Annotated in this window: 17 protein-coding genes; 11 read left to right on the forward strand and 6 right to left on the reverse strand. The window is 63.4% G+C overall.

Going from position 1 to position 21814, the window contains the following annotated elements:
* From dctP to HGK27_RS22625, 6 genes are read left to right on the forward strand one after another with little or no spacing between them, the layout of a single operon-like run.
* Nucleotides 1-1047 carry a TRAP transporter substrate-binding protein DctP gene (gene dctP / locus HGK27_RS22600; protein ID WP_206245159.1) on the forward strand — a complete coding sequence of 349 codons (1047 nt, stop codon included), beginning with the start codon at nt 1-3 and terminating at the stop codon, nt 1045-1047.
* Nucleotides 1044-2285 carry a CaiB/BaiF CoA transferase family protein gene (locus HGK27_RS22605; RefSeq protein WP_206245160.1) on the forward strand — a complete coding sequence of 414 codons (1242 nt, stop codon included), beginning with the start codon at nt 1044-1046 and terminating at the stop codon, nt 2283-2285. Before dctP ends, HGK27_RS22605 begins: the two co-directional genes overlap by 4 nt.
* On the forward strand, nt 2282-4606 hold the full coding sequence (locus HGK27_RS22610) for a 2-hydroxyacyl-CoA dehydratase family protein (RefSeq protein WP_241127753.1): 2325 nt from the start codon (nt 2282-2284) through the stop codon (nt 4604-4606). Before HGK27_RS22605 ends, HGK27_RS22610 begins: the two co-directional genes overlap by 4 nt.
* Nucleotides 4603-5754 carry a CaiB/BaiF CoA transferase family protein gene (locus HGK27_RS22615; protein ID WP_206245161.1) on the forward strand — a complete coding sequence of 384 codons (1152 nt, stop codon included), beginning with the start codon at nt 4603-4605 and terminating at the stop codon, nt 5752-5754. Before HGK27_RS22610 ends, HGK27_RS22615 begins: the two co-directional genes overlap by 4 nt.
* Entirely contained in the window at nt 5751-6941 is a 1191-nt protein-coding gene (locus HGK27_RS22620) for a CaiB/BaiF CoA transferase family protein (RefSeq protein WP_206245162.1), read from the forward strand. The genes HGK27_RS22615 and HGK27_RS22620 overlap by 4 nt, the downstream gene beginning before the upstream one ends.
* Nucleotides 6942-8048, forward strand: coding sequence for a CapA family protein (locus HGK27_RS22625; protein WP_206245163.1), 1107 nt, complete (start codon nt 6942-6944; stop codon nt 8046-8048).
* A gap of 255 nt (nt 8049-8303) precedes the next feature.
* Here the strand turns inward: HGK27_RS22625 and HGK27_RS22630 are convergent, their stop codons facing one another.
* Both HGK27_RS22630 and HGK27_RS22635 read right to left on the reverse strand, forming a co-directional pair.
* On the reverse strand, nt 8304-8825 hold the full coding sequence (locus HGK27_RS22630; RefSeq protein WP_206245164.1) for a hypothetical protein: 522 nt from the start codon (nt 8823-8825) through the stop codon (nt 8304-8306).
* Nucleotides 8826-8965: 140 nt separating this feature from the next.
* The gene (locus HGK27_RS22635; RefSeq protein WP_206245165.1) at nt 8966-9823 is read right to left on the reverse strand and encodes a LysR family transcriptional regulator; all 858 of its coding nucleotides are present in this window, start codon (nt 9821-9823) and stop codon (nt 8966-8968) included.
* Nucleotides 9824-9934: 111 nt separating this feature from the next.
* Between HGK27_RS22635 and HGK27_RS22640 the strand changes: the two genes are divergently transcribed.
* Both HGK27_RS22640 and HGK27_RS22645 read left to right on the forward strand, forming a co-directional pair.
* Nucleotides 9935-10645: a CoA transferase subunit A gene (locus HGK27_RS22640; RefSeq protein ID WP_206245166.1), complete on the forward strand. Its 711-nt coding sequence runs from the start codon at nt 9935-9937 to the stop codon at nt 10643-10645.
* A complete protein-coding gene (locus HGK27_RS22645) occupies nt 10645-11280 on the forward strand; it encodes a CoA transferase subunit B (RefSeq protein WP_206245167.1) in 636 nt (211 codons plus the stop codon). The genes HGK27_RS22640 and HGK27_RS22645 overlap by 1 nt, the downstream gene beginning before the upstream one ends.
* Before the next feature lie 266 nt (nt 11281-11546).
* Here HGK27_RS22645 and HGK27_RS22650 read toward each other — a convergent pair whose 3' ends face one another.
* From HGK27_RS22650 to HGK27_RS22660, 3 genes are all read right to left on the reverse strand, one after another.
* A complete protein-coding gene (locus HGK27_RS22650) occupies nt 11547-13580 on the reverse strand; it encodes a hypothetical protein (RefSeq protein ID WP_241127757.1) in 2034 nt (677 codons plus the stop codon).
* A 50-nt stretch (nt 13581-13630) separates the two neighbouring features.
* A complete protein-coding gene (locus HGK27_RS22655) occupies nt 13631-15142 on the reverse strand; it encodes a tryptophan halogenase family protein (protein WP_241127759.1) in 1512 nt (503 codons plus the stop codon).
* A gap of 76 nt (nt 15143-15218) precedes the next feature.
* Nucleotides 15219-17861 (reverse strand): TonB-dependent receptor, encoded by a 2643-nt coding sequence (locus HGK27_RS22660; RefSeq protein ID WP_206245169.1) that lies wholly within the window; start codon nt 17859-17861, stop codon nt 15219-15221.
* A gap of 519 nt (nt 17862-18380) precedes the next feature.
* Here HGK27_RS22660 and HGK27_RS22665 point away from each other — a divergent pair.
* Entirely contained in the window at nt 18381-19124 is a 744-nt protein-coding gene (locus HGK27_RS22665) for an SDR family oxidoreductase (protein ID WP_206245497.1), read from the forward strand.
* Nucleotides 19125-19128: 4 nt separating this feature from the next.
* Here the strand turns inward: HGK27_RS22665 and HGK27_RS22670 are convergent, their stop codons facing one another.
* Nucleotides 19129-20259, reverse strand: coding sequence for an acyltransferase family protein (locus HGK27_RS22670; RefSeq protein ID WP_206245170.1), 1131 nt, complete (start codon nt 20257-20259; stop codon nt 19129-19131).
* 323 nt (nt 20260-20582) lie between these two features.
* On the opposite strand from HGK27_RS22670, the gene HGK27_RS22675 reads away from it, so the two are divergent.
* Nucleotides 20583-21134, forward strand: coding sequence for an Arm DNA-binding domain-containing protein (locus HGK27_RS22675; RefSeq protein ID WP_206245171.1), 552 nt, complete (start codon nt 20583-20585; stop codon nt 21132-21134).
* Nucleotides 21135-21257: 123 nt separating this feature from the next.
* Complete coding sequence (locus HGK27_RS22680; RefSeq protein ID WP_206245172.1) at nt 21258-21641, forward strand: tyrosine-type recombinase/integrase; 384 nt, start codon at nt 21258-21260, stop codon at nt 21639-21641.
* Nucleotides 21642-21814 lie beyond the last annotated feature (173 nt).

Here is a 21814-nt window from a genome sequence, read left to right on the forward strand (position 1 = left end):
ATGCGCAAGCTTATCATCGCCATCAGCCTGATACTCGCCGCCTGCTCGCCCAAACCGGCAAGCCACGCCGAATACACGCTGACCTACGCCAGCCCCTATCCGCCCACCCATCCCTTCAGCAAGGCCGACATCGCCTGGATGAAGCATGTGGAGCAGGCCAGCGGCGGGCGCATCGCCTTCAAGCCCTTCTGGTCGGGCGCGCTGATCTCCTCCAACATGAGCATCAGCGAAATCCGCCATGGCCTTGCCGATATCGGCCTGATCACGCCGATCTACACCCGCGGCGGCGTGCATCTGCAACGCACGCAGGCCGGTTTCTACGGCGGGGTGAAGACCATGGAGCAGCAGGTCGCCGTCTATGACTGCCTCGCCGCCCGCTTCCCGCAATATAATCAGGAGTTAGCCGGGCTGCATGTGCTGGCGGTGCAGGCGGGCAATTTCCCCGGCCTGATCACCCGCGACAGGCCCATCCACACGCTGGCGGATCTGAAAGGCCTGCGCCTGCGCGCCCAGACCGACAGCATCGACACCTTACGTGCCCTCGGCGCCGATCCGGTCAACATGCCGATGGCGGATGTCTATTCGGCCCTCGCCAAAGGCGTGATCGACGGCGTGGTCGCCCCCGCCGACACGATCAAAAGCCTGCATTTCGCCGAGGTGGCGCACCACTACACCACCCTGCGCCTGAGCCGTGGCGGCTATCCCGCCCGCGCCATGTCCGATCTGGCGTGGCGCCGCCTGCCCGCCGATCTGCAAAAGCTGCTGGCCGAGTCCAAACCTTATTGGGAAGCCCAGCTCAACACCCAGAACGCCAAGGCCGAGCAGGCCGGTTTCGACTTCGCTAAAGCCCATCACGTCGAGGTGATCCCCCTGCCCGCGCAAGATCAGGCCCGTTTCGACACCCTCTACAACCGTTTCGCCCTGGTGCAGGCGCGCGACCTCTCCCGCTTCGGCATCGATGGAGAGCCCGTCTTCCGCGCCGCCCAATCCCTGATCGCGCATGGCACTGCAGATTGCGCCGCCCCTTCCAAGGAACCCGCCCGATGACCGCTCAGCAAACCCGCCCCCTCGAAGGCCTCACCGTCATAGATCTGACCCGCGCGCTGGCGGGCCCCTATGCCACGCTGCTGCTGGCGGGCCTTGGCGCCAAGGTCATCAAGGTGGAGGAACCCCATGGCGGCGACCTCGCCCGCGAAAACAGCCCCTATCTGGGCCGCGACGGCATTCTGGTCGAACGCGCGCATGAGGATGACATTTCGCTGTCGCACATCACCCGCGCGCGCGGCAAATATGGCGTCTCGCTCAACCTCAAACATCCCGAAGGCAAGAAGGTCTTCATGGATCTGGTGGCCAAGGCGGACATCGTGGTCGAGAACTTCACCGCCGGCACCGCAGACCGCCTCGGCGTGGGCTATGAGGCCTGCCGCGCGGTCAACCCCGGCGTGGTCTTCGCCTCGCTCTCGGGCTTTGGCGCGAACAACCATTCGGGCAAGGCGATGGATGTGATCATTCAGGCCCTCTCCGGCGCGATGTTCACCAGCGGCGAACCCGGCCATCCCCCGGTGCGCATCGGCATCCCTATCGCGGACATGCTGGCCCCGGTCTTCACCGTCATCGGCATTCTGGCCGCCATCGAACAGCGCCACCGCACCGGCGAGGGCCAGCATGTCGATGTCTCGATGCTGGGGGCGCTGACCTCCTTCGTGGCGATCGAGAACTGGTCGGCCATGGCGGCGGCGGGCATGGAGGCGCGCACGGGGCTGACCGTCCAGCGCCTGTCGCCCTTTGGCGTGTTCGAATGCGCCGATGGCTATGTCGCGGTGGTGGCGGTGCATGAGCCGCTGGCGCGCGGATTGTTCTCCGCCATGGGCGAGCCGGAATTGGCCCAAGACCCCCGCTTCTGCAACCGCGACGCCCGCGTGGCCAATGCCGAAGTTCTGGAAGCCCGCATCAACGCCTGGAGCCGCACTTTGCCGGTGGCCGATGTCGTGGCCGCGCTGGAAGCACGTGGCGTGCCCGTCGCCCCGGTGCGCCACCCCGAGGATGCTCTGGTCGACCCCCGCGTGGTCGAGCGCCACGAAACCATGGCGGTGGAGCATCCCACCTATGGCTCGACGGTCGATCTGCGCACCTCGGGCGTGCCGATCCAGTTTTCGGCGGCCACAACGGGTTTTGACGACGCGCTGCCGGTCAGCATCGGCCAGCACAATGACGCGATCTACCGCGACCTTCTAGGCTATTCCGACACCGACATGGCCCGCCTGAAAAGCGACGGCGTGCTGTGATCGCCCCCTTCCTCGCCCAGCCGCCCCAAGGCACGCGCATCATCCGCACGCTGGGCTTCGATGCCCCGCGCGCGCTGCTGCTGGGCTGTGGTTTCCAGCCCATGCGTCTGGTCGCGCCGATCATGGAACAGACGCCCCGCGCCGACGCCATCATGGGCACCACCGCCATGAGCCAGCGCGGCCGCGCCCTGCTGGAAACCCTGCTGGACGAGGCACTGGCCGAAACCCCGATCCTGATCACCGCCGCCGACAGCGAACAGGCCCAGCTCTACGCCGCCCTGCGCGAACTGGCGCGGCAAGGCGAGCCGACGCCGAAACATATCCATTTCCTCGATCTGCTGCATATGGATCGGGCCTCTTCGCAGGCCTACAGCGCCAGGCGACTGGCCCAATTGCAAAACTGGCTGATCGCGCTGGGCGGCCATGCACCACGCAATCTGCCCGAAATCGAAACCCTGCTGGCCCGCCAGACCGCCCTGCTCGATGCCCTCGCTCCGCACCGCGCCGCCGGGCGCCTATCGGGCAGCGATGCGCTGACCATCATCGCCAGCGCCGCCATCCTGCCACCTGCCCAGCATATCGCCGCCCTGGAAACCCTGCTGGCCAAACTGCCGGAAGCCCCCATCCTGCCGGGCAAGCGCGTGCTGGTTTGCGGCACCGCGCATGAAAGCGACGCGATCTACCGCGCCATCGAAGCGCAAGGCCATCTGATCGTGGGCGAGGATCACCCTTGGGGCGCCCGCTTCCCGCACGGCCCCATCCCCCCGCTGGTGGAAGACAGCACCGCCCCCGCCGCCCGCCTCGCCGCTCTGGCGCAAGCCACCAAGCCGGAGGCTATCCTCCATATCGCCATCGGCGGTGACGAGGCGGCACCATGGGACATCGCCGCCCTGCGCAAGGCCGTGCCCAATATCCCCTTCACCACCATCCGCTGCCCGGCCCATGGTGGGGAGAAACTCACCGCCGCCCTGCACAACCAGCCCGCTCAGCCCAAGCCGCAAACCGTACCCAAACCTGCGCGCGCCGCACCCGCTCCCCCGCCGCGCAGCCGCAAATCGCTGACCTCGGTGGCCAGCTTCAACGCTTATCAGCGCGACTGGTTTGCAGGCATCCGCCAGCAGGTGGCCGAGGGCAGCCCCTTCGCCATGGTCAATGCCAATGCTCCGCAGGAAATCCTGCGCGCGCTGGATATCCCCTTTGTGGTCAATCAATGGTGGGCCTCGATCGTGGCGGCCAAGCAACAGTCGCGCCGCTATCAGGGCCTGTTGCGCGACCACCATTACCCCTCCGATGTGGAGGCCTATTCCGCGCAAGGCCTCGCCGCCCATTTCGATGAGGATGCGGACAACGCCCCTTGGGGCGGCCTGCCTCACCCCGATTTTCTCCATGCCGTCGCCTCTTCCGAACCGACCGCGAAAATCTTCGCCAACTGGGGCCGAGAAACCGGTGCCCAACCCTTCGTCTACGAAAAGACCAGCGACCCGCGCTCCGATCTCTACAGCGACTGGTGGCGACGCCTGCCCGACCAATGGGACACCGCGCTGGAAGAAGAACGCCTCGATCTGATGACCGAGGAACTGCGCGCCGTGATCGCCAGCCTCGAACAGGCCACCGGCCGCAGCTTCGAGCCCGAAAAATTCCGTGGCGTGATGGATCTGGTCAACGAGCAGGAGGGCTATTACCGCGCCACCCGCGATCTGGTCGCCCGCACCGTGCCCGCGCCGATTGGCGTGGTCGATTCCATGCCCGCCACCATGGTGCCGCAATGGCATCGTGGCACGGTCTGGGCGCGCGACGCCGCTCGCGCCTTCTATGAGGAGGTTAAGGCCCGCGTCGATGCCGGGCTTGCCGCCTGCGCGCATGAAAAAATCCGCCTGCTCTGGCTGGGGCGCGGCTTGTGGAGCGATATGGGCTTCTACCAGAAATGGGAGGAGAGCCATGGCGCGGTCTTCGTCTGGTCGATGTATCTGGCACTGGCGGCGGATGGCTATATCCGCGATCTGTCGGGCGGGCGCGATCCCTTGCGGGCGCTGGCCTCGCGCTGCATCACCATGGGCGACGAGCTGCGCATGCCAACATGGGCCGGCCCATGGTATGTGCATGAGGCTGACACCCATGCCGTGGATGGCGTGGTGGCTTTATCAGACGCCGATCCCTTTGTGGTGCGCGCGCTGCAGGCGGCTGGCTATCCGGTGCTGCAGCTCACCACCGACAACTTCAACCGCGAGGGCGAGGATGCCGCCGCCACCGATGCGGCGATCACCGCCTTTATCGAAGGCCCTGCCGCCGAACGCTCGGCCCAGCGACTGGCTTCGGTATGACCGCGCTGACGGGCCTCTCCATTGTCGATTTCAGCCGCTTTCTGCCGGGCGCCTATGCCAGCTGGGTGGGTGCCGACATGGGCGCGGATGTGATCCGCATCGAACACCCGCGCGAACTTGCCAAGCAAGCCGCCATGTTCGGCGAGGATGCCAATGAAGCCGCCGCCCTGCGCCGCCGCGCCCGCCCCAGCTACACCCGCAACAAGCGCAGCCTGAAAATCGATCCCGGCGCCACGCAGTCGCGTCCGATCCTCGAAAAACTCATCGCCAAAGCCGATGTGCTGATCGAGGATTACCGCCCCGGCGTGCTGACCGCCATGGGCTATGGCGTGGAGGCGATGCTCAAGCTCAATCCGCGCCTGATCTACCTTTCGGTCAGCTTTGCCGGGCAGACGGGGCCTTGCGCGGACCGCGCCGGGCATGATCCTGCGGCTTTGGCACTGGCGGGAGCATTGTCGCGACTGAACGGCCTGCCAGAGCCTTCGCTGCCGGGGCTGCAGGTGGCCGACGTGCTGACCGGCGCCCATGCCACCATCGCCCTGCTGCTGGCCCTGCAAGCCCGCGCAAGGACCGGAAAGGGCCAGCATGTCGATGTCGCCATGAGCGACGCCTGCCTGCCTTTGCTGGCCGTCTCGATGGGGCGTTACGACGATCTGGATGCCATGCCTCCGCCCGGCGCATGGCATCCCAAGGGCGGGGTGTGGCTCTGCGCGGATGGGCAGTATCTCTGCACCACCGATATGGAGCCGCGCTATTGGCAGCGCTTCTGCGCCGCCATCGGGCGCGAGGATCTGGGGTCTCTGCAGCACCGCACAGACCTCCACCTCCAGATGCAGGCCGAGATCGCCGCCATCATCGTCACCCGCCCGCGCGATGCATGGTTGGAGTTGCTGGCACAGGCCGATACGCAGGCCATGCCCGTGCTGACCCCGGCGCAGGCCGCCTCCCATCCGCATCACCGCGCGCGGGGCCGTATCATGGAGGTGCCGCTGCCCGGTCAGGCGCCGCTCACCCAACTCGCCCTGCCCTTTATCCTCAGCGATACGCCCGGCGTCCCCCCGCGCCCTGCTCAACTGCCCGGCGCGGACACAGCGCAAATCCTGCGCGAACTGGGCTTTGATCCCGCTCTTCAGGGAGACGCCGCATGATGCCTCTCGCAGATATCAAGGTGCTGGATTTCACCCATGCCATCGCCGGGCCCACCGCCACGCAAATGCTGGCGCAACTGGGCGCTCAGGTCACCAAGGTGGAGCCTCCCGGCACAGGCGACAGCTTCCGCCATTATACCGAGCATGCCGGGCTGCCCGGACTGTCGATCCCCTTTGCTGCGGTCAATGCCGGGAAACGCTCGCTCACGCTGGATCTGAAAGCGCCCGAAGGGCTGGCCATCGCCCGCGATCTGGCCGCGCAGGCCGATATTCTGGTCGAGAACTTTCGGCCCGGCGTGATGGACAGGCTCGGCCTCGGCCCTGAGGCCCTGCGCGCGCTCAACCCGCGCCTGATCTACCTCTCGCTTTCCGGCTTCGGGCAGGAGGGGCCGCTCAAGGATCGCGGCGCCTATGACCATATCGCGCAGGCCACATCGGGCATGGCGATGATGAACGCCACCCCCGAAGGTCCGCTGAAAATCGGCATTCCGGTGGTGGACAGCTTCACCGGCTATCTCGGTGTGATCGGCGTGCTGGCCGCACTGCGCCGCCGCGACCTCACGGGCGAGGGCGAGCGTCTGGATGTGGCGATGATCGATGCCGCGCTGAAAATCATGGGCTCGGCGGCCTCGGTCTGGTCCTATACGGGGCAGGCGCCCAAAGGCACGGGCAATCGGGGCTTCCGTCTGGTCGCGACGGCGGAATATTACGCCTGCCGTACCGGCTGGATCGCGCTGGGGGCCAACCATCAGCACCAGATCGCCGCGCTGTTCACCGCTCTGGGCCATCCCAAGCTGATTGAGGACGAGCGTTTCGCCACCCATGCCGCCCGCGTGACGCATTATGCCGATCTGAAAGGCTGGCTGACGGCCCAGATGCTGCTCCACGATGCGCAGGCGCTGGATGAAACGCTGGCCGCCGCAGGCGTGCCCGCCGCCCGCATCGGCGAGATCGGCGATATCCTCTCCCATCCGCATATCGCCCAGCGCGGGCTGCTGCACAGCGCCACGCTGCCGGGGCAGGAGAAAGCTCTGAACATTCTCGGCCCCGGCTTCGGCCCGAGCTTCCCTCGCCCGGAAGGTCCCGCCACCGTGCCCACTCTGGGCGCCGACACCGACGCCATTCTGGCCGAACTGGGCATGGACAAAAGCGCCATTACCGCCCTGCGCAACGCCAAGGTGATCTGAATGACCGCGACCCAAATCCTGCTGCTGGGCGATCTGATCCTCGATGTTCCCGATGCCGATCACTGGCTTTCGGGCCTTGCCCCCACGCTGCGTGCCGCCGATCTGGTCATCGGCCATCTGGAGGTGCCCCACACCACCAGCACCGAGGAGGTGCCCGGAGACGTGCCCGCCCCCGGCGCCGATCCTGCCCATCTTGATGCTCTGGCCCGCGCGGGGGTCAGCGCCGTCAGCATGGCGGGCAACCATATGATGGACTGCGGCGATCAGGGTCTGGCCGATACGATGGCGGGGCTGGACCGCAACCACATCGCTCACGCGGGTGCAGGTCCCGATCTGGCAACCGCCCGCGCCCCGCGCCTGATTCCAGGGGGCGAGCGGACCATCGCCCTGCTCAGCTACAATTGCGTCGGCCCGGAGTTGAGCTGGGCGGGCGAGGACAAGCCGGGCTGCGCCTATGTCCGTATCCTGCCCGAGGATGGCGGCCCCTCCCGCCCGCAGGCCAATCTGGTCACCATCGATCCAGCGTCTCAAGCGCTGATGGAGGCCGATATTGCGGCGGCCAAAGGCAAGGCCGATCTGGTGGTGGTCGCGCTTCACAAGGGCATCACCCATCGCCCCGCCGCTCTGGCCCCCTATGAGCGCCCCTTGAGCGCCGCCGCCATCGCCGCCGGAGCCGATGTGGTGGTGGGCCACCACGCCCATATCGCGCGCGGCATCGAAATCATCGACGGCAGGCCGGTGTTCCACGGGCTGGGCAATGGCTGCGTGGTGACTCATGCGCTCTCCCCCGCTCAGGATCACCCGGCCCGCGCCGAATGGGTCGAGCGCCGCAAGCGTATGTTCGGTTTCGAGCCCGATCCGGCCTATCCCCTCTCCCCCTTCCACCCCGAGGCGGTGAACGGCATGATCGGCCAGATCCTCTGGCATGAGGATGGCAGGATCGAAACCGGCCTGCTGCCCATCTGGTTCGAGCCGCCCGGCCGCCCCGTGATGGCGGGCGAGAAGGCAGGCGATGTTGTCGCCTATATCCGGCGTATCGGCGAAGCAGCAGGCCTGCCGCCGCTGCAATGGCACAGCAAGGATGGGGTCAGCTTCAGCCTTGGCTGAGGACAGAGACAGGAAGACGGGGCGTTTTCTTGCCCTTGGTGCGCCCGGTCAGATGAAACATCCCGCAACGGTCGCAGCGATAGGGGCGCAAGGGATAGGCGGCGCTGAAAACGACCTCAAGCGCCTCCGCCTCGGTGCGATAGCGCTTTTTTCGCAGGCAAATGCTCAGACGGGTCCGCATTGGGGGAGAATAATGGCTCGGCAGGCGGGATCAAGGGGAGGCTTGCCCCCAACGATCCCGCGCCGGCACCTGATTCAGACCAGCAGCGAGAGGAAACCCTGCTGCTGGCTGGCATAGGCCTGAGTCAGCAATTGCGTGATCTTCGCCCGTGTGGCGGCCGGGTCCGTCGTCGTGGAGGTCGAGGTGTCGCTGCCCGTGCTGTCCGTGGTCGAGCCGGTTGTGCTGCTGCCATCGGTACTCGTGCCGGAGGCGCTCGTGCCCGTGGAGCTGGTGCCCGTGCCTGTCGTGGCCGTGCCTGTCGTGGACGCGCCCGCAGCCAGCGATTGCGCCAGCGAGCTGATCTCGGTCAGCAGGCCTTGCGTGGTGTCATAGCTGCTGCCCAGCAGCGCGCTCAACGCATTGGTGGAGGTCGAGGTGGTGTTGGTCCCCAACAACGTCGCAAGATTGGACGCGCTGGAATCGGTGCCGTTGATCATGGAGATCAGCGAAGTGGCATCGCTGCCATTGGTGGTCGATCCGCTGGTGCCGGAACTGAGCTGATTGAGATAGGTCGACAGAGCGCCGACGGCACTGGTGGTGCTGGAAATACTCGTCATGCTCCAAGCCTCCTTGCCAAGCCTTTGAATCCAGAGCGAGCCTGTTCTAGCGGGAAAATCCCTTTGCCGGGTGGCGAGGCACCCTAGGACAATCCCCTAATTTCCACCTCCGAGCGCAACGGGGGCACGCTCCACTGGCCTTATTCCGCATCGATCCGCAGCGCCTGGGCGCGTTTGAACAGATCGAGGATCAGCGGATCGCTCTCCCCCGCGCGCATTGCCACCTGAAACAGAATATCCCGCTCGGGCGCGGGCCAGACCTCGACCAGAGCGCCCCGGGCCATCGCCCCGGCGGTCATCAAGGCCGGCAGCAGGGCGATCCCCTGCCCCGCCGCCACCGTATCGATCAGCGTCTGCACATTGTTGCAGCGATGGACGATGCCGGGCTCCAGACCTTTTTCAGCCAATGTTTCCAGCATGATCCGATGCAGCGGCGAATGGCGCGGCAGCGACCAGACCGGCACCTTGTCACTCATGCCAGCCGCCGTGGCCGGGCTGCCCGCCCAGACCAGCTTCACCGTGCCGATCGAGGCCACCTTTAGCCCCGGCGCCGCCACCGGCCCGGCCAGAAACACCAGATCGCTGACGGCGCTGAGCAGATGCTCGATCAGATGGGCCGTCAGCTCGATCGAGACATCCATGGTGACGCCGGGGAAATCCTGTTCGATCCCGGCCAGAAAGCCCGGCATGCAGGTGGCGGCGGCAATTTCGCCCGTGCCGATCCGCACCGATCCGGCACGGTGGCCGCTGTCCAGCGCGCGTTCCAGTTGAATCCAGATCGGCTCGCAATCCTGCACCAACTGCCGGGCGCGGGCGGTGAGCAGCATGCGCCGCCCCTCGCGCTGGAACAGCGGATAGCCCAACTGCCCCTCCAGCTCGCGCATGCGCGCCGAAATCGTGGGCTGGGTGGTGTTGAGCCGGGCCGCAGCGGCATGAAATGTGCCCAGCCGCGCGATCCACAGCAGCGTTTCCAGATGATAGAGCGCAATGCGGTTCATGGGCCATCCGATAGGCTTTATCTATCGATAAAGGTAAAAATCTATTATTAGAGCAAATGTTTTGATCCTGCTATCCCCACGCTCAACAAAAGCCAGGAGAAGGATGTCCGGATGTCCGGCAAGATTTACCCCGACGCCGCGTCAGCTTTGGAAGGTGTGCTGTTCGACGGCATGTTGATCGCGAGCGGAGGCTTTGGCCTCAGCGGCCTGCCCGAGCGCCTGATCGATGCCATTCAAGCCGCCGGCACGAAGGATCTCACCTTCGCCAGCAACAATGCCGGCATCGACAATGAAGGCATCGGCAAGCTGCTGCGCACGAAGCAGGTCAAGAAGATGATCTCCTCCTACGTGGGCGAGAACAAGGAGTTCGAACGCCAGTATCTCGCCGGAGAGCTGGAGGTTGAATTCACCCCGCAAGGCACGCTGGCCGAACGCATGCGCGCTGGCGGCGCTGGCATCCCCGGCTTCTACACCAAGACCGGCGTCGGCACGATGGTGGCCGAGGGCAAGGAAGTGAAGAGCTTCAACGGTCAGGATTATATCCTCGAAGAAGGCATCTTTGCCGACCTCGCCATTGTGAAGGGCTGGAAGGCCGACACCACCGGCAATGTCATCTTCCGCAAGACCGCCCGCAACTTCAACGTCCCCGCCGCCACCTGCGGCAAGATCACCGTGGTGGAAGTGGAAGAGATCGTCGAACCGGGCCAGCTTGACCCTGACGCCATCCATCTGCCCGGTGTCTTTGTGCAGCGCCTCGTGCTGGGCGCGCCTTACGACAAGAAGATCGAATTCCGCACCACGCGCAAGCGGGAGGACGCATAATGCCCTGGACCAGAGATGATATGGCCGCCCGCGCCGCGCGCGAACTGCAAGACGGCTTCTATGTGAACCTTGGCATCGGCATTCCCACGCTGGTCGCCAACCATGTGCCCGCTGGTGTAACCGTCACGCTGCAGAGCGAAAACGGCATGCTCGGCATCGGCCCTTTCCCCTACGAGGGCGAGGAAGATGCCGACCTCATCAATGCTGGCAAGCAGACCATCAGCGAACTGCCCCAATCAGCCTATTTCGACAGCGCCACCAGCTTCGGCATGATCCGCGGCGGCCATATCGACCTGACCGTCCTTGGCGCCATGGAGGTCTCCGAGAACGGCGACATCGCCAACTGGATGATCCCCGGCAAGATGATCAAGGGCATGGGCGGGGCGATGGACCTTGTCGCAGGCGTGAAGAAAATCATCGTGGTGATGGAGCATAACGCCAAGGACGGCTCCCCCAAGTTCATCCCCGCCTGCACCCTGCCGCTGACAGGCCTTGGCGTGGTGGACATGATCGTGACCGATCTGGCGGTGTTCCAGCGCCCGGATCACAGCTCGCCCTTCAAGCTGCTGGAGCTGGCGCCGGGGGTTTCCGTGGAAGAGGTTCGCGAGAAGACTTCGGCGAAGTTTGTCGAGTAAGGGGAAAAGGGAAAAGCGAGGGGGTTACCCCCTCGCGCTCCCATAACGTCTTCCGACGCAAGGGCAGTGGCGCCCGATCATAGCGCCCCGGCTCTCCACCTGCGCCACCTCAAGCGCCGCAGGCTTTAAAACCGAAAGCACTGCGCAATGAATATCTGCCTGCGGCGCAGCGACCTTGGCGCCAAGGCCGAACCCGAAGCGCAACATAGACATTAATGGGAGCGCGAGGGTGTAACACCCTCGCATTTCTCTCCTTCAAACCTTCTTCAATGAACAGGCGTCAACCCCAGATAGGCCGAACTCCAGAGCTGGGCGGCGTTCGACTCATCCGCATCCCCGGCGCCTGCACCGAAGGCCACCACCTTATAATGGCCGTTCTCGAACGCCCATGACCACAGTTCGGAACTGGCCATATCGCGATGCGCCTCAATGCCCTTCCACAACGCCGTCCGGGCCGCCACCAGATGGGTACGGACCGGAACCGACAGATCACGGCGCTTCAGCTGGCGATCCAGACCAGCGGCCAGCAGGGCCTGCTGCCATGACCAGACCACCAGACCGTGATAGGCGCTTTGGGTGAAGCGACCCTTGTCCTCGGGCGTACCGTAGACGGCATTGGCGACCAGCAGGCCCACATCCGTCATCAGGCCAGCCGGAAAGGGGCGCATCATGGCGGTGACGTCGCGATCCAGCACCACGGGGTCAGGGCTGCCGAACATCAGCGCAAAGCCGGGATCGGAGTTCACCACGCGGACGGGTGCCCCATCGGCGTTGAGAGACAGGGCATGGAAGCGCAGGGGCTGGGCACCCACGGCCTTCAGCGCGGCTTGAGCGGGCACCTTCAGCGCGGCGGCATAGGCGGTGACATCGGCCTTGGCCTGAGCGGCGGGGACGGCCACATCGAAGAAGGTGGGCGCCTTGCTGGCCCAGATGTCGGCTGCGGCACCGGCCCTGGCGAAGGCGGATTTGTCCTCGCCCGACATATAGGGCGCCAGCACGCCGGAGGCCGTCAGGCGCTGGATGGCGCGCAGGGCGGCGGGGGCGAGGACGGCGTTCACGTCATAGGGATAGCGGCCGAGACCAAGGCCATCATTGCTGTCGCGCCATTCGCCGGTGGTGCGGCCATCCTTGATCGCGAGCAGATGCGCGACCGAGGGGTTTTGCGCGAAGGGCTGCGTGGTGGCCAGCACATAGCGCAGGTTGCGCATCAGGGCAGCACCTGCGGTTTCCTGCGCATCGCCCGCCTTGCCGCTGGGGGCGGCCAGAAACGCCCTGGCGCGGGCCATACCGGCGGGGCTGCCCAGCAGGGCGCGCTCGACCAGCGGGGCCAGCATATAGCTGGAATCGATCATGGCGTAGTCATATTCGGGGGCGTCGGTAAGGGGCTGGTGGTGACGCAGATGGTCCAGCACGGCGAATTCGCCAATGCCTTCCTCATGCGCGGCCTCACCCTGCGGCGACAGGCGGGCGATCACCGAGCGCAGCCCGCCCTCGATGGCCTCGGGCTGCAAGGCAGGCATCAGCAGGCTGAGCGACATCATCGTGTCGCGCCCGAAATAGGTGTTGAAGCGCCATGACCCGGCCATGAATTTCTCGCGATAGCTCAGGAAGCTGAGCGTGTTGCGCGCGGCGGGATCACGGTTCGCCTTGGGCGAGAGCAGCGCATCGCCTTGCAGCGGGGTGAGCGGGGTTTCGCCGCTCTGCGCCTCGATGCGCAGGGTGATCTTGCCGTCGGCGCCTGCCGTGATGCGGCCCATCGCCAGCGTGCCCTGCACCACCGTCACGGCAAGGCGATAGCCCGGCGCGCCATCCAGACGATCGCGCTGCCAGAGGATGGTCTGGCCGCTGATGCTGGGAGTGGTCTCGACCTCGGGGGTCTTGATGCCGTCGCTCTGGTAATCGCGCAGCACGCGCACCGAGGAGAGGACCGCCTGCTTCACCTGCAAGGCGGAGGCGGTGATTTCAGCTGTGGCGGTGATGCCATAGAGCTTGCGGCCCTTGGCATCCTCCACCGTCTGCGCCGTGGGCGGGGTGACCATGCGCCATGTGGCAGTCTGGCCAAGATGATCGAACCACAGGCCAACGCCGCTGTTCCCCGCCGGAAAGGCCACCAGAATGCGCGGATCGAGACCAGAGCGCAGCAGCAGATGCGCCGCGACCGGACCCTGCCGATAGAAGCTGTTGAGATTGTTCCCTTCCTTCACCTCGAACTGCAGCGGTTGAGCAGCGGGTTGCGCATGGGCCACAGGCACGGCCAACAAGGCAGCGGCGGCAAGCGAGAGGGAAGATTTCAAAAGCATCGATAGAACTCCGATCAAGCCGAATGTATGGCTCTGCGGTCAAAATTGGGTCAGCGCGGCGCTTGGGGCTGCAATCGCTGGCGGATCACATCCTCATGCCGGGGCAGCTTTGGCGTGGCGGCGGCGATCTCGCTGCGGATGCGGGCCAGATGCTGGTCATTGGCAGCAGCCGGAAAGCTGTCCATCAGCGGGTTGTAATCCTGCGGGATCAGCCCCTGCCCCATCATCACCGCGAACCAGCTTGCCTCGCGGAACAGCTCATCGGTACCCAGCACGATCCGGCCCGTGCGGGTGAACTGCTCTTCCTTATAGGTCAGGCTATCGGGCAGGCTCATGGTCTGGCACTGGCGCCACAGGGGTTCATCGCGGCCCTGCGTGCGGTGGTAATGCAGGATCAGGAAATCGCGCACGGTTTCCACATCCTGCCCATAAACGCGGTTGAACTGCTCGGCCACCAGCGGGTCGCAGCCGCGCGTGGGGAAGAGCGAGAGCAGCTTGGCGATGGCGCTCTGGATCAGATGGATGCTGGTCGATTCCAGCGGTTCGAGGAAGCCGCTGGCCAACCCCATGGCGATGACATTGCGGTTCCACACCTTGCGCCGCCGCCCGGTGGTGAAGCGGATCGGGCGCGGATCGGCCAGCGCCTTGCCATCCAAACGGGAGAGCAGTTTGGCCGCCGCCTCATCATCGCTGAGATGCTGGCTGGAATAGACATAGCCATTGCCGATGCGGTGCTGCAGCGGAATGCGCCATTGCCAGCCCGCCTCGCGCGCGGTGGCGCGTGTGTAGGGCGTGGGCGGCCCGGCGCTCTCGCAGGGCACCGCCAGAGCGCGGTCGCAGGGCAGCCAATGCGTCCAGTCCTCGTAACCGGTCTTGAGCGTCTGCTCGATCAGCAGCCCGCGAAAGCCCGAGCAGTCGATGAACAGATCGCCCTCGATCACCTCGCCGCGCTGGGTGGTGAGGCGCGTGATAAAGCCGTTTTCGCCATTCTGCTCAACGCGCTCGACCTTGCCTTCGATGCGCTGCACGCCCTTGGCCTCGCATTGGCGGCGCAGGAAGGCGGCATAGGAGGCGGCGTCGAAATGATAGGCAAAGCCCAAAGTGGAGAGCAGCGAGCGCGGATCGTTCGAAGGCGGCGCAAACCGCCCGGCCCGCGCCAGCTGCGTGGTCAGCGAGTAATCTTCATGGCTGTGCATGTCGCCAGCCAGATGTGCGCGTATCCAGCGGTGGTAGAACATCGGCCCATCGGCAGGCGCGCCATAGCGGCCGAAGGGATGGAAATAGGCACTGCCCTCGCCATTCCAGCCGGCAAATTCGATGCCCAGCTTGTAGGTGGCGTGGGTCTCACGCAGCAGGGCGGCCTCATCGATGCCCGCCAGCTGGTTGAACCAGTGGATGGTGGGGATGGTCGCCTCACCCACGCCGACGATGCCGATCTCGTCGGATTCGATCAGCGTGATGTCGAAGAGTTTCGGGCTGTTGACCTTGGCCAGAGCGGCGGCGGCCATCCAGCCCGCGGTGCCTCCCCCCAGGATCACCACCTTGCCGATACGCTGGTCCATCACGCCTCTTTCGTCAGGAAAAACAGGCGGCAACCCCGCGCCGGGGATTGCCGCCTGCTGGTTTACATCAGTCCGCTCAGAACTTGTACTGCAGCGAGACCATGCCGTTGGTGCCGACAATGCCACGGCCATAGAAATAGCCGTTGACCACCTGCTCGGACAGACCTTGACGCGGGTTACCCTCGGTCAGGCCCTGCGTGTTGGTGATGTTGTCCACGCTGGCATTGACCGTGATGCGGTCAGTCACATTCAGCTCGGCGCCCATCGACAGCACGCCATAGGCGGGCAGCGGCAGCGTGCCGGTCTGATCGGCGAAGATCTTGCCGATGTACTTGTAGCGCAGATAGATGCTGCCCAGATGATGCGGCAGATCCACCGCCGGAGTGATGGTGTACATCACCTTGGGCGTGCGGCCCGGCGTCAGGCCATCAGCCTGCGGATAGGGCGCGCAATTGGACAGGATGCCGTTGCTGATGCTGCCAAGGCAGGCGCTGGCATATTTCGGGTCCTGGAAGGTCGCCTGACCACGGATCGAGAGGAAGCGCAGCGGCTCATAGGTCGGGCGGTAGGACAGGTCGAGGTCGACACCATTGGTGGTGATGTTGGCGACGAAGCTTTCCGAGGTGCTGGTGCCCGCATCAAGGATCAGACCGTTGAAGCTCTGGTTCTTGAAGATGGTGCGGAACGGACGGACCGACCCCACAAAGCCGTGACCGGCATAGGTGATGCCCGCTTCCCACAGGGTGATCGCGGTGGCACCGTTCGAGTTGTTGCCATTCGTCTGATAGGAATGGGCGTAACGACCATAGACCGACAGATGCGAATTGTGGGTGTAGTTCACGCCCGCTGTCCAGTTAAGCGGGTTTTCGGCATAGCCTGAGTTGACCGAATAGGTGCCGTTGAAGGCATTCGGGTTCTGCTGCAGCAGGCCCGTCGTGCCCGGCGCCACAGCCGAAGGCGAGCTGTTGCCGCTGTAGCTGGTCTGCTTCTCATGCTCATAGCGCAGGCCCACGTCGAAGTGGAACTTCTCGTGCCAGGTGAACTCGTCATTGGCATAGACCGACTGCGAGCTCTGGTCGAAATAGCTGATGCCCGCGCCCCAGTCACCATAGCCCAGAAGGCCATTGTTGGTCAGCGTGCCGATCACCGCACCAGCGGAGTTCAACGCCACCACATCATAGATGTTGGAGTTGTTGGTGACATCGTTGAGCAGGTTGGAGACCGCCGACTGGTCATTGTCCTGCCGCTGGTGATAGATCATGCCGCCCACGGTCAGGCTGTTCTTCCAGCCGCTGCCGCTGGCATCCCACTTGGCGCCGAAATCGCTACCCACGTCATGGATGTTGATCGTTTGGCGGTTCAGCCAGGTCTGCTGCAGCAAGCCATTGCCGTTCAGTCCATTGAGCGCGGCGGTGTTGGAAGCCGCGATCACCTGACCCGTCGTCAGATTGCGGACGCCGAACTGGGTGGTGCCGGGGAAGGCCGTCAGCCCCTGCTGAAGCAGGCTGTTGATCGGCGAGGTGCAGCCTGCCGTGGGGCAGGTGGCCTGATAGGTCAGGTAATCGGTGGCCGAAGCCAGGCCCGCATTGCCGCTGCCGCTGCCCGCGAAAACGCCGTTGAAGTCCCAGTTGGTCTGGGTGTAGCGCGCCTTGGCGAACAGGGTGATGCCATGGCCGACCGGCTTGTTGACATCGATGCGGAACTGATTGCCCTGCGCGTGAATGCCTTCCTTGGCGCTGAAAGTGCGGGTGCACTGGCCCACGGCGCAGCTGTTGGGCATGGTGATGGTGCCGAAGCCATTGCCGATGATGTTGCCGTATTGCCCGCTCAGCCCCGGCACGCTGGTGATCTTGCCGTTGACATAGGAATAGGGCTGATCGGCGTAATAGGGATCGTGCTCGTTCCAGCGCTTGTAGGTGGCGCGGATGTAACCGCCATCATCGAAGCGCTTTTCCAGCTGTGCCTTCACATGATAGGTGTCGTAGCGGAACTGGGAATCGCGCTGACCGGGGTTGGAATCGAGATAGCCGCTGACCGCGAAGGCCACATCCGGACCCAGGAACTTGAGCGGGGCCGAATACCAGAAGTCGGTCCGCGCCTCGCCATAGGTGGTGCCGGTGATCTTGAAGAGACCGCCGCCCTGATCGTAATTCAGCTTGCGCGAGATGAAGTTGATCGAGGCACCCGCCGCATTGGGGGTCAGAATGCCCGAAGTACCACCCTGCAGGCCTTCGACATGGTCGATCGAGGCGTCGTACTGGAAGACTTCGTCATCGTTGAGGCCGCCATAGATCGCGGGCATGCCATCTTCGATCAGGCGCACGAACTGCTGGCCGCCGCCGGGCAGACCGCGCACCGAATAGTTGTTCGACACCGGGCCCGCCGTGCCTTCCACGAAGATGCCGGGGATGGTTTCGAGGATGTCGACGGTGTTGCGCGGCGCCTTCTGCGCCAGATCGGCATTGGAAATCTGCGTGATGGCAACCGAGGCGTTCAGCAGAGTACGCTTCGAGGTCGAGCCGGTGACGACGATCTGGTTGGCCGGATCGGCCACGGTGGTGGGGGCTTCGGCCGGCGCGGTTGCGGCCTGATCGGCAGGCGCCGTGCCCTGCGCAAAAGCGGGCTGGCTGATCACGGCGATGGATACGGCCAGGGTGGAAGCGGCGCCCACCAGAAAGCTCTTTTTGGATGACATGTTGCCCACGTTCATCTCCCTCATTTGGTCATTTCCCTGAAATCTTGATTTTATGACGACGTGTATCCCGCAAGCCACAGCAGGCGGAATGCAATCGGACGGTGGATGTTGGATAGGATCAGCGCATGCGGCAAAGGCGCGCGACATCCGCTTCTCAGTCTAAAAAACCTCTCCTCCCAGCAACGCCCTCTTTCCTGGGGCTTTCCATAAGTTTTAAAATGCGAACACAATCTTATCAATGCTTTTGGTGATCGCATCGCTTTGCAATCGTATGCTCAACGATTGGCAAGGCATCGCGTTCCTGCCTCTGAGCCGCAGAAATAAAGGACTTAGCGCAGCCTTGGCCGGGCTTGAATTTGCAGGCTTTAAACCGGTGCTCAAACCCATGCGCGGGGGGTGGAAACAGGCTGCACCTGCTTGAAATGTTGCCTGATTGCCACACTCCATGCGCCGCTGGAGCACCATCTTTGGCCCTTGGTCGTGGTTCAGCCGCTGCCGCGCCGCGCTTATGCCGGTGCGGACAAACTCGTGGGAAGGATGATGATGGAACCGCAAAAGATCGCGTTGGTGACCGGGGCGAACAAGGGCATCGGCCTGGCCATCGCCCGCCAGCTCGGGGGGCAAAACCACAGGGTCTGGCTGGGTTGCCGCGATCTGCCGCGCGGTGAAACCGCGGCACAAAGCCTGCGCGAGGCGGGTTTCGACGCCCGGGCCTTGCAGCTTGAGGTCACCGATCAAACCAGCATCACACAAGCTGCAGCCCGCATCGCCAGCGAGTCGGGCAGGCTGGATGTGCTGGTCAACAATGCGGGGATCATGTTCGCCCCGCCGCCATCCATCGCCGAAGAGTCGCTTGATGAGATGCGGCAGATGTTCGAGACCAATGTCTTTGGCGTTATGCTTGTGACTCAGGCTTTTCTGCCGCTGCTGCGCAAATCGGATGCGGCGCGGATCGTGATGATGAGCAGCGGCCTCGCCTCGCTGGAGGAGGCGCTCGATCTGCGCGGAGAGACCTGGGGCGTGGGCTTTGCGGGCTATTGTGCCTCCAAAACAGCGCTCAACATGCTGACGGTCAAGCTGGCCAAGGAACTGGCCGCCGAGGGCATCAAGGTCAATGCCGTGGACCCGGGCCTGACCGCCACCGATATGACCGGCAACGGCCCCGGCCATGCGCCCGAGGTCGGCGCACGCCCGGCAGTGGCCCTGGCCACCACTCATGCCTATGGCCCCACAGCGGGTTTTTACGCCTGCGCACCCTCAGGAGAGCTGGTGCTGAAGCGCTGGTGAGGCCTCACGCGTCGGAAAACCGCGCCGTCAGCCAACGCCGCACGGGCCGGTCGTAGAAGACAAGGCTGGCATAGGCGATCGCCACCGCCGCCGCGAGCAGCAGCATGCCCCAGAGCGCGCCCTGCTCGGCCGAAACCTTCTTGTCGACCGCCCACTCCGTATAGATGTAGATCAGCGGATAATGGGTGATGTAGAGCGGGAAAGACAGCTCTCCGAAAAAGCGCGCGATGCTCACCGAAAGGCCATCGACGCGCTTTTCACCCGCGCCGATGGCCACGATCAGCGGGAAGATCAGGATCACGCACAAAGCGTCATAGAGGCCGTTGCTCCAATGATGCGGCGTATCGCCCAGCCGGGGGATCGACAGGGCCACAACCAGCAGAAGGCTGGAAAGCGCAAAGGCATGACGGCTTCTGATCCGCTGCCCCAGGCGCATCAGCAGCATGCCCGCGAGGAAAGGATAGAGCAGGCGCGCAAAGCCGATATGCAGGCCTTCAGCGTCAAGCGACCAGCCGCCGATCAGATCGCGATTGGCACCCAGCAGCGCGTAATGCAGCAGGAAAGCTGCGGCGCAAACCACCGCCAGGGTGAGCATGCGCAAGGACAGCCTGCGGAAAATCAGCGCATAGCCGATGTTCGCGATATATTCGTAGAACAGCGACCAGGCCGGGCCGTTCAGCGGGTGAATCTCGTTCCAGCCGCGAATGTCGAGGCTCTTGGGCAGCGGCAGCAGGGTGCAGCCCCACAGCATCACCAGCAGCATCTGCCACAGCGGCGTCCGGGCGATCAGCGGAAACAGCGGCCCCGCCTGAAAATAGAACAGCGCGCCGCCAAGCAGACTGCCGAGCACCACCATGGGCTGCAGCCGGATCAGCCGCCGCTTGTAGAAGCTCCAGCTCGACATGCTGCCCCAGCGGTCATCATAGGCATAAGCGATCACAAAGCCCGAGAGCAGAAAGAAGAAATCGACCGCCAGATAGCCATGGTTGATGATCTGTTTGGTGGGATCGCCGCCCGAGAAGGCCTCGAACAGATGGAAGACCACCACCAGCAGCGATGCGACGCCGCGCAAGCCATCCAGCACCACATAATGACTTTTTTCTTTTATGCCTGGTGTCGGCTTATGCGCATTCATGATCATCTCCTCGCGCAGGTAGCGCGTGGCTGGTCGAGCTGAGTGATTTACACCTAAACCACAAGCCCTTTTCTCGCTTGGGGGCGCTCGAAAACGTCTTTTCCCGGCCTTTTTTGGGTGTGTTCATCAGAGGAAATTTCGTTTTTTCAGTGCTTTAAGAAATGAAAAATGATTTCCCGTTTAGACCAGTCGCGAAGGATCGTGAGAAACCTCTCGGAATAGCGTTTAGCCAATTCTAGCCAACACTAGACGTGCTTGGACGGCTATTTTGTCAGGATTTATGTCATGATTTTATCGGCGCCTGGCATCGAGAGATTCGAATCATGGCTAGGAAAATCGCCTTCTCACCCGCCTCGATTGACAACATGACTTGCGATCAGATGACAGACCCCCTTACCCCGGGGCTATCGATTCAGCGGTTGGGGAGTGGCAATAAACGCTGGCTCTATCGCAGACTCGTTGCAGGCAAAAAAACCATCGCCACGATCTTCGGTGGCCTTTACCCAGCACAGTCCATCGCCGATGCACGCGTGTGGGCAAGGGACCTCAATGCACATGCTGAAGCGGGGCGCGATCCACGCGTTGTTAAGCGCGAGGAAAAAACTCACGCCGAAATGTCGGTAGCATATGCTCATAGCTTATACATGACTGCGGTGAAGGAGGGCCGAGGCTCACGTGCCAAAAGGAAAAATAAGCCGACCACAATTGCCCTGAAATCACACATATATAAAAATTATATAGACTCCAGACTGGGAACCCGAAATATCTACGGAGTTAGCGAAGATGATCTTATAAATCTTGTAGAAGAAAAGGCTCAAACCGGCAGAATACATGCTAATCGTATCGCCAACGAGATATGCGTCTTCTTCGGATAGGCGGCATCTTTAAGAGGAAAATCCGTAGGACTAACCAAGAACCCCTCAACTCGGCTGAAAGACCTTCGGTTTCCCGAGTCATCCCGATCTCGGATCTTAAGCCTACAAGAGCTGGAATGGTTTTTGCAAGCTTTGGCTTTAGAGCATCGCGCCTTCCAGCGTGGTTTTCTGCTCATGTTGATGACCGCTGCGCGTATTTCAAAGGTCATTGGAGGCAGAGTTGATGAATTCTCGAACGGCGTTTGGACGCTACCTCCTGCACGCACCAAAAATTCTGTCGAACATAAGATCGCCTTGGGTCCTTGGGGACAATCTCTTATGCGCTCCAACAGCGAATGGTTGTTTCCTTCAGAATTGTTAGACGGCCCTCTTTCTCACATGTCATGGTATAAGGCTCGCAACCGAATACGAACGAGAATGGAAAAGACTGCAGGCAAGTCAATCGAACGGTTTACACCTCATGATCTTCGCCGCACAGCCCGTTCAAATACAAAAGGCTCGGTGTAGATTTTGATACCGCCGAAGCAATGCTCAACCATACCAAGAAGGGTATGGCACGGGTTTACGATCTATACCAACTGGAAGAGGAAAAGCGTATCTGGTTCCAGAAGTGGGAAGACGAAATAATCCGCATCGCTCAAAGGGCCGGAGTAGACAGGACTTTGGGCGCCCCAACAAAC

Origin of the sequence: Novosphingobium terrae (genome assembly GCF_017163935.1) — a bacterium.
Taxonomy (GTDB): domain Bacteria; phylum Pseudomonadota; class Alphaproteobacteria; order Sphingomonadales; family Sphingomonadaceae; genus Novosphingobium; species Novosphingobium terrae.

Coding starts and splice junctions, on each gene's coding strand:
- HGK27_RS22655 (WP_241127759.1), bottom strand. CDS start 15,142: ATGGACCAGCGTATCGGCAAGGTGGTGATCCTGGGGGGAGGCACCGCG.
- HGK27_RS22615 (WP_206245161.1), top strand. CDS start 4,603: ATGACCGCGCTGACGGGCCTCTCCATTGTCGATTTCAGCCGCTTTCTG.
- HGK27_RS22675 (WP_206245171.1), top strand. CDS start 20,583: ATGGCTAGGAAAATCGCCTTCTCACCCGCCTCGATTGACAACATGACT.
- HGK27_RS22650 (WP_241127757.1), bottom strand. CDS start 13,580: ATGCTTTTGAAATCTTCCCTCTCGCTTGCCGCCGCTGCCTTGTTGGCC.
- dctP (WP_206245159.1), top strand. CDS start 1: ATGCGCAAGCTTATCATCGCCATCAGCCTGATACTCGCCGCCTGCTCG.
- HGK27_RS22625 (WP_206245163.1), top strand. CDS start 6,942: ATGACCGCGACCCAAATCCTGCTGCTGGGCGATCTGATCCTCGATGTT.
- HGK27_RS22605 (WP_206245160.1), top strand. CDS start 1,044: ATGACCGCTCAGCAAACCCGCCCCCTCGAAGGCCTCACCGTCATAGAT.
- HGK27_RS22670 (WP_206245170.1), bottom strand. CDS start 20,259: ATGAATGCGCATAAGCCGACACCAGGCATAAAAGAAAAAAGTCATTAT.
- HGK27_RS22660 (WP_206245169.1), bottom strand. CDS start 17,861: ATGAGGGAGATGAACGTGGGCAACATGTCATCCAAAAAGAGCTTTCTG.
- HGK27_RS22635 (WP_206245165.1), bottom strand. CDS start 9,823: ATGAACCGCATTGCGCTCTATCATCTGGAAACGCTGCTGTGGATCGCG.
- HGK27_RS22645 (WP_206245167.1), top strand. CDS start 10,645: ATGCCCTGGACCAGAGATGATATGGCCGCCCGCGCCGCGCGCGAACTG.
- HGK27_RS22665 (WP_206245497.1), top strand. CDS start 18,381: ATGGAACCGCAAAAGATCGCGTTGGTGACCGGGGCGAACAAGGGCATC.
- HGK27_RS22630 (WP_206245164.1), bottom strand. CDS start 8,825: ATGACGAGTATTTCCAGCACCACCAGTGCCGTCGGCGCTCTGTCGACC.
- HGK27_RS22640 (WP_206245166.1), top strand. CDS start 9,935: ATGTCCGGCAAGATTTACCCCGACGCCGCGTCAGCTTTGGAAGGTGTG.
- HGK27_RS22620 (WP_206245162.1), top strand. CDS start 5,751: ATGATGCCTCTCGCAGATATCAAGGTGCTGGATTTCACCCATGCCATC.